This window comes from Bacillus timonensis (assembly GCF_000285535.1).
GTDB lineage: Bacteria > Bacillota > Bacilli > Bacillales > Bacillaceae_L > Ferdinandcohnia > Ferdinandcohnia timonensis.
Genome location: NZ_HE610989.1, coordinates 201,583 through 209,125 on the forward strand (window position 1 = coordinate 201,583; position 7,543 = coordinate 209,125).

Below are 7,543 nucleotides of genomic sequence, written 5' to 3' on the forward strand. Positions count from 1 at the left end.
ATTGTTGGGACGTATTTTTACATCTATTCGCTTTTAGATGATGTAAGAGTAATCAAATGCGTTTCAGGTGGTGCACCAAATCTTAGCGGTACACCAGATGTACCATATCCATTACTTACAAAGATAGTTGTACCGTTTTTATTCTCCACTCCACCCTTAGGATAAAGTCCAAATTTCCAAAATCGAATTTGACCTCCATGTGTATGTCCTGATAACAAGACATTTATCTTGTAATTTGGTTGGAGTTGGCTTTTAATCTCAGGATTATGGCTGACCAAAATTTTAAAATCCGCTTCATTCCCTGCATCCAAAAGAGCAAGGTCTAAACGACTTCTTCCTTCCCGTAAATCATCAATACCTAGAAGAGCAATTTTCTCTCCTTCGCCTGTTTCAAAAAACATAGCTGTGTTATCAAGAATTTTAATTCCCATACTTAAAAGAAGAGAATCAAGTTCGTGGTATTCAACCTCATAGTCGTTATTGCCCCATACAAAATAGGTAGGCCCAATCGCTTTTATTCGTTGAAGGTTTTTTTGAACTCGTTCAAAGGGCACACCCTTTTCTGTTAGATCCCCGCCAATAATAACGATATCTGCTTTTCCTTTTACTTCATTAATTATATTTTCAGAGACTACCCTTCTGTGAATATCAGAAATAAAAAAAATGGTTATTTCTCCGAAACTGTTTGGGAAATCAGAAAAACGCAATGTATGGTTTACAACACGATCAATTTTGGCTTCGTACAACATATAGAGAAGGAGCAACACTCCCATTAACATAATACCGAAAAAATATAGCATGGTCTTCGCCCCTACCTATCAACATCAAACGCTTTATTCTTTTTTAAATCTAGTGATATGATACCATAAATTATGGAAAACGCTAGCAATAAAAATGTTTGCCAAGGTCCAAATGAAAATAAAACGAAATAGCCTACTACTAAACTCAAAGGAAGAAATAATTGTAAAAATGAAAAACGCTTCCCTTTCACATTTAGATGAACATTTTCAATAACACTCTTAATAATCGCAGAATGAGCGATAAACCCAATAAAAAAACAAATCATCATAAAGAAAAAAGGAAGGGATTTACAATAAAGCTCATCAACAATTCTGGTATCTCCATTACAGATACACCAGGTGTTAAAAAGATAAGCATAAACCCACAAAAAAGCCAATTACTTCATATATTAATTTATCCACTTCTCCATCTCCTCCTATTTCAAATTATGAGGAGAGGTGTAATTTGATACAGTTTTCCAAGCTTATGCAAAAAATTCCTAGTCATTTTTTTACCTTCCTTACCATAAAGTAGAATGACCCGTTTTGTATTTTGACATCAAGGAGGTTGCTTCATGTTTACGACTAGGAAGGCATATTACCCCTACATTAGCCCATTTGACCCTTGTCCACCAATCACATATAAAACATACGTTACCCCTCCAAATCTTTATATTCGATTTCAACCACCTAACCTACCACAATTCTCACCTAAGGAAGCACTATATACAGGGACTCTTTGGAAAATATTTTATGATCCGTATTATGGCCCATATGAACCGAAAAGGGAGGCTGAGAAGGAATGAACCCTAAACAAATGCCCCCAGAGTATTATGCGTTATTAGAGGATCTACAGGCTTTGGATTTTGTTTTAGTAGAACTCACCCTGTACCTAGACACCCATCCAAATGATAATCAAGCAATTCAACAATTCAACACTGTTTCACAGCAGCGAAGAAAGGTCGCTAAATTATATGAAGAAAGATTTGGGCCGTTGACTCAATATGGTCGTTATAGCTATTCAAACTATCCTTGGAACTGGGATGACGAACCCTGGCCTTGGCAGGTTTGATGAAAAGATGAAAGATTATTTTACAGGGGGAGGAATTTACGTCAATGTGGATTTATGAAAAAAAACTGCAGTATCCTGTTAAAGTAAGTACATGTAATCCAATGTTAGCGAAGTTTCTGATAGAACAATATGGTGGTGCTGACGGGGAACTTGCTGCAGCATTACGTTATTTAAATCAGCGCTACACAATACCTGGTAAAGTTATTGGATTGTTAAATGATATTGGAACTGAAGAATTCGCCCATTTAGAAATGATTGCAACTATGGTGTATAAATTGACAAAAGACGCGACCCCTGAACAATTAAAAGCTGCAGGTCTAGGGGCACACTATGTGAACCATGACTCCGCATTGTTTTACGAAAATGCTGGTGGTGTACCGTTTACTGCAACATATATCCAGGCAAAAGGAGATCCTATTGCGGATTTATATGAGGACATTGCAGCGGAAGAAAAGGCAAGAGCTACTTATCAATGGATTATCAACATGAGTGATGACCCAGACTTGAATGATAGCTTGCGTTTTTTACGTGAGCGGGAGATTATTCACTCTCAACGCTTCCAAGAAGCTGTAGAAATTCTAAAAGAAGAGCGTGATAAAAAGAAATTCTTTTAAAATAAGTAAATAGCTGAATGCGGTATTCAGCTATTTACTTTCATGATATAAATTCACATCAAATTCCTTTTTCATCATTTCAAAAACTCTCTGACGTTCTTTCCATTGTCGGGGTTCCTTCCATAAATCCTTACTTTTATCCACGATTTCACATCTTATGGCATGATATTTATCTTCGGCTTCATCTTTCTTTTTATCAACATACCGAATACCACCATAAAGTCCCCCGATTACGAACACAAACATAAAATAAATTGGCCCGTCGAGAAAAATGCCAATCATCAGTTCAGTAGAGTGGCTATAAGGTAAGACAATTGTCTTATATACATATACTAAAAAAATCGATAATAAAAAAAGAGCACTAAGCTTCATATAATAGGCTCTGGCCTTTAATCTTTCAAATTTTCTCTTTTTTTCAACAGAATGCTGGAGCATTTGCTTTGTTACGTCATCCGTATATTCATTTAATTCCTTAATTATCTTTTCTATTTTTACTCCCCCCAAACCTTAAAGTCCTTTTATGACTTATTATAAAAATATGTGCTTGTACACCCGTATATGTCTAATCAAAAAAAATAACGCGAGAAAACTCGCGTTGTACTTAGTTTATCTTAATTGGTATTCGTAAAACCTGTCCTTCCACCACTGTATCTCCGTTTATGTTATTCCACCTCTTAATAAGTTCTTCACCTGAACGGCTGTTGTAGTATTTCATGGAAATCCGATAAAGATTTTCATCCGCTTGTACTTTATGATATTTCACATCATAGCGTTCTTTCGGTTTTTCTTGCTTTTGTTCAGATTCAGGTTGTTTTGTCGCTTCATTTGTAGATGGTTGACTATTTTCGACAACTTTTTGACCTGGCACTTCATTAGATGGAACTTCCTCTTGTTTTTCTATCTCCGGCTGGTTTTGCTCTTCTTTTCCTATTGAAGGTTCTTGCTCGGCGTTCTTAGGTTCTTCTAGTTCTTCCACTTCTTCTTGAGTAGTCTCATCGGCAGATTGATCAGTTTCATTCGTGTTTTCATAACTGATACTTTCAAAATTAGCACTCTTTTTTACAGGAGTTGAGTCAAGTTCGTCTGGATTGGAATTAAATTTATAACTAAGGATTGCTATAGGAAGTAGCACAAATAACAGAGCCAACAAACGAATGATTGGGTATTTAATTTTAAACTTTGTTTTCTTTTTTTTGATTTATGATAATCACTTCGAGGGGGTAATTTCGAAGTGCTTGTTATGACATCAATTGACTTTTCTTCTCCTTCAGGTTGCTTCAAGACTATACCTCCTCTTTCGGTTTATTCAAATAATCTAATCGGAGCTTCACAGCAAATATAAAATCAATCCAAAAGTGAGCATATACTGTAATCCAAAGATTTTGGTAAACCTCATAAATATATCCTAATAAAAAACTTAAAAGAACAACTGATGTCAACAAAACCCACTTATATAAATAACGTACATGTAATAATGCAAAAATCATACTAGCTATGAGCAATCCAAAATGAGTTTGAATAACACCTCTAAATAAAATTTCTTCCGAAAAGGAAATCAATAAACATAAAATAAAAATATGTGGAATACTTCTTTTTTGAAAGATACGTTCATTAATTCCACCGTCATCATACATTGCCTCAGGAAGCCACTTCATCAATAAAAAATCAATAAAGACGACAACTAAGGCAAAAGCTGAACCAATAAATAAAATATTCCAGTCCTTCCACTTCCAAAGCTCTATAAACGATGTCCAATTGTCAAACAAAAACAAACCCAGCGCTAAAGACACAATTAATAAAATTCCTTGGGTTAGATAGAGGTGAAAAACAATTTCTTTATCTGGTAATTGTTTGATAATATCAGCTTGTCGTCTACCCATATTTTTTCACTCATTTCTATGGAAGATACGATACAATTCTTGTCTCCAAGATGGTAGCATCCACTCATTTCCCTCATTTGATTTTCGTTTGTACAAATCCCAATCAATTTCACAAATATCACAGCAAGATAAAGGTTTACTCTTTAAGTTCTCATCGAAATAACTCAAAATAGCTTCCCTACGACACCCTTGAGAATTTAGCCAATTCTCCATCATTTTTAGTTTCTTATGCTTATAAAAGTATCTTTTACTTGCAGCGTCTTCAATGATTTCAACTGTTTGCTGAGTGTCGAATTGAGATTGAACAATTTCATCCATCTGTAGAATATATTGAATAAAACGCCATTGGACTTCTGATACACTAAAAGTTGTATGAAAATATTCTTCAACCGTTTTTGTGTTTATAAATTTTCCTTTTTCTTTCATTTCTTGATTGATATATTTTATCACTTGCTCGGTCTGTTCTTTTGTTGGAAATTCATGTTTGATTAACGCTTCCGGAATTTCTCGGTCAATGTCACTGTGTAGTAAAATCGCTACACTTGGTTTACCGTCTCTTCCAGCACGTCCAATTTCCTGTAAAAAGCTCTCCATTTGTGAAGGAAAATGAAAGTGAATCACATATCGTATATTTGGCTTATTTACACCCATACCAAATGCATTTGTACAACAAATAATCGACAATTGATTATTAATAAATTGCTCCTGAATCAACATTCTCTTTTCCTGGTCCATCCCCCCATGATAGTATGCAACTCGTTCAAAACCTTCATCATGAAGATATTGCGCGATATTTTCTGCCCAGAGTCGACTTGAAAAATAGATAATACCTGGTCCTTGAAGCTCTTTTACGTATTTTAAAAGCATCTCTTTTTTCTCATCAAGCGAATCAACCTTTTTAACCACCATTCCGATATTAGGTCGATCCATTGAATGAATATGCATTTTGGGATTCGTTATATGAAGAGTTCTTTTAATATCTTCCAATACATCTTTTGTCGCGGTTGCAGTTAAGGCAAGGCAAGGCGGAGCACCGATTATCGTGCGAATTTGTCCTAGTCGTGAATAGTCAGGGCGAAAATCATGTCCCCATTGCGAAATACAATGTGCTTCATCCACAACAAAGAGCGAAAAATGGATTCCTTTTAGCCGGTTTATAATATATTTTGATTGAAGAATTTCTGGTGACGCAAAGATATATTTGTATTTGTGAAGGCTAGGCATGACCTTGCGTTTTTTTTCATTTGATAAAAAACTATTTAGAGCGATTACTCTTTTTTCACCCATTTTCTTGATTTGTAGAACCTGATCCTCCATTAAGGCAACAAGTGGTGAAATAATAAGGACACTTCCTTCAAGAATTTGAGCAGGCAGCTGATAGCACAGTGATTTCCCTCCACCTGTAGGTAAAAGTGCCATGACATCATGGCCTTCTAGAATATCTTCGATGATTTCTTTTTGCCCCTCCCGAAAGGAAGAATGATTAAATTTTTCTTTTAATAGTACTTTAAGGTTCATGTTAACCACCAAGTCTCGCAAGGACTAATCTAATTTCGAAATACGAAATGTCTTTTGTGAGTTTTTCCTTTAAAAATCGCAATTGCTTTGTTTGCAACGACTTATAAGTTGATAAAATCAATTGTTGATGTATAGGAGGAACGAATGGATCGATTAAAAAATCAGGTTTTTGATGTGTTACTTCTACCACATGGTCTTCAATTGTATTACGTTTTAAATTACGTATTCGTGCAATCTCATCAATTGTTTTACCCTGTAAAAGCATTTGATAAGTTGCCCTTGTTGACGCAGTTAGTAACCCATTTTCTTGATGTTCAGTCTCAATCATTGAAACAAGTATAGGAAATTTTTCACCATTACTTACAAGTTGTAAAACTATTGAATGCAAGGTATGTAAAAAGAGAATTTGACACCACGTCTCATCCTCACCTAAAATAGAACTAATTTGCTCAATCGTATATCCAACCCTTGATGAACTTGTTAGTCTCATAACAAAAATCGTTGCTTCAAGTTCTGAAACCAATTCAAGTGATTGCAATACCTCATTATAAAGAGATTCTGTCAGTAGAAATCGGTTGTGTCCTTCCTTCAATAGAAATTCTTTTACCCAATCAAAAACCGAATCCTCTTGTTGAATCGGCGTATATTGTTTTTTTCCATCAATTAAATTCGACAAAACTTGTGTAAGAAGTGAAAGTCTTCGCCAAAGTAAAAGTGATGTATCATTGTATTTCCAGCCGTCTAAGTGGGAGGGAATAGGTTTTTTACTCAGTTCCCCATCTAAAAGCGTGAGTCCCAATTTCGTGATAATAAACTTGTTACTTGATGGTTCCATCTCTTCAATAAACGCATTTTCAAGAAGTATCCTTATCTCCAGTTGAAAATGTTCCCTATTTAGCGGTTTAAGGATTCCGAAAAGATGAGTTAGATTAAACAAATTTGCATCGCCTATTGTTTGGGAGGATTTTTTACCATTCAACAAGTGATATATTCCATAAACCGTCCGTTCCCCGCCTAGTTTATGTATACCTTCTAAAATCAATATTGAACGATAGGTAAGCTTCACTTCTTCTCCCTCCTCAACCGAAAAATAGATGGAAATTTGTCGAACGAATGTTACTTATATTTTATCAAATAATAACGAAAAGTGGGATGTTTTCGTGGGGAAAAATGATTATGCATGTCAGAAAGGAAAAACCCTTGGCTGATAAGCAATCTCACATGATATTTTTATTGAAAAGTTTTGTGAACAGCTTTACAATGAAATATGAGGTAGCTGTTTCCATCTTATGAGGAAGTAGGATTGGGAACTAATATAAATATATGTTTATACATGTAACGATTTTCGGGAGGTTAAGTACACATGGCAAAGTATACCATTGTTGACAAAGAAACTTGTATCGCTTGTGGTGCATGTGGTGCAGCTGCACCGGACATCTACGATTACGATGATGACGGTATTGCATTTGTAACACTTGATGATAACCAAGGAATTGTTGAAATTCCAGAAATATTAGAAGAAGATATGATGGATGCATTTGAAGGTTGTCCAACTGATTCCATTAAAGTTGCAGACGAGTCATTCGACGGTGACCCATTAAAATTTGAATAGTATATACTTCATTAAGAATCCTTTGAAAAAAGGGTTCTTTTTTCATAAAAAAACAGGCTTTCGCCTGT

At 35.1% G+C, this 7,543-nt stretch carries 10 protein-coding genes; 4 read left to right on the forward strand and 6 right to left on the reverse strand.

Annotation, left to right across the window (positions count from 1 at the left end; all coding sequences use genetic code 11):
* Nucleotides 1-23: 23 nt before the first annotated feature.
* Nucleotides 24-800 (reverse strand): metallophosphoesterase, encoded by a 777-nt coding sequence (locus tag BTHG_RS21240; RefSeq protein WP_010284285.1) that lies wholly within the window; start codon nt 798-800, stop codon nt 24-26.
* A 554-nt stretch (nt 801-1,354) separates the two neighbouring features.
* On the opposite strand from BTHG_RS21240, the gene BTHG_RS21250 reads away from it, so the two are divergent.
* From BTHG_RS21250 to cotJC, 3 genes are read left to right on the forward strand one after another with little or no spacing between them, the layout of a single operon-like run.
* Nucleotides 1,355-1,585 carry a spore coat associated protein CotJA gene (locus tag BTHG_RS21250; protein WP_010284287.1) on the forward strand — a complete coding sequence of 77 codons (231 nt, stop codon included), beginning with the start codon at nt 1,355-1,357 and terminating at the stop codon, nt 1,583-1,585.
* Nucleotides 1,582-1,851 carry a spore coat protein CotJB gene (locus tag BTHG_RS21255; RefSeq protein WP_010284288.1) on the forward strand — a complete coding sequence of 90 codons (270 nt, stop codon included), beginning with the start codon at nt 1,582-1,584 and terminating at the stop codon, nt 1,849-1,851. The genes BTHG_RS21250 and BTHG_RS21255 overlap by 4 nt, the downstream gene beginning before the upstream one ends.
* 44 nt (nt 1,852-1,895) lie before the next feature.
* Entirely contained in the window at nt 1,896-2,465 is a 570-nt protein-coding gene (cotJC, locus tag BTHG_RS21260) for a spore coat protein CotJC (protein WP_010284289.1), read from the forward strand.
* Between the two features lie 30 nt (nt 2,466-2,495).
* On the opposite strand, the gene BTHG_RS21265 is transcribed toward cotJC, so the two are convergent.
* The 5 genes from BTHG_RS21265 to BTHG_RS21290 form a co-directional block, all read right to left on the reverse strand.
* The gene (locus BTHG_RS21265; RefSeq protein WP_010284290.1) at nt 2,496-2,969 is read right to left on the reverse strand and encodes a YpbF family protein; all 474 of its coding nucleotides are present in this window, start codon (nt 2,967-2,969) and stop codon (nt 2,496-2,498) included.
* A gap of 97 nt (nt 2,970-3,066) precedes the next feature.
* Nucleotides 3,067-3,597 carry a LysM peptidoglycan-binding domain-containing protein gene (locus BTHG_RS21270; protein WP_010284291.1) on the reverse strand — a complete coding sequence of 177 codons (531 nt, stop codon included), beginning with the start codon at nt 3,595-3,597 and terminating at the stop codon, nt 3,067-3,069.
* Nucleotides 3,598-3,748: 151 nt separating this feature from the next.
* The gene (locus BTHG_RS21280) at nt 3,749-4,345 is read right to left on the reverse strand and encodes a CPBP family intramembrane glutamic endopeptidase (RefSeq protein WP_010284296.1); all 597 of its coding nucleotides are present in this window, start codon (nt 4,343-4,345) and stop codon (nt 3,749-3,751) included.
* A gap of 6 nt (nt 4,346-4,351) precedes the next feature.
* The gene (locus BTHG_RS21285) at nt 4,352-5,863 is read right to left on the reverse strand and encodes a RecQ family ATP-dependent DNA helicase (RefSeq protein WP_010284297.1); all 1,512 of its coding nucleotides are present in this window, start codon (nt 5,861-5,863) and stop codon (nt 4,352-4,354) included.
* A 1-nt stretch (nt 5,864) separates the two neighbouring features.
* Nucleotides 5,865-6,929, reverse strand: coding sequence for a helix-turn-helix domain-containing protein (locus tag BTHG_RS21290; RefSeq protein ID WP_010284308.1), 1,065 nt, complete (start codon nt 6,927-6,929; stop codon nt 5,865-5,867).
* A gap of 297 nt (nt 6,930-7,226) precedes the next feature.
* On the opposite strand from BTHG_RS21290, the gene BTHG_RS21300 reads away from it, so the two are divergent.
* On the forward strand, nt 7,227-7,475 hold the full coding sequence (locus BTHG_RS21300) for a ferredoxin (protein WP_010284310.1): 249 nt from the start codon (nt 7,227-7,229) through the stop codon (nt 7,473-7,475).
* The last annotated feature ends 68 nt before the right edge of the window (nt 7,476-7,543 follow it).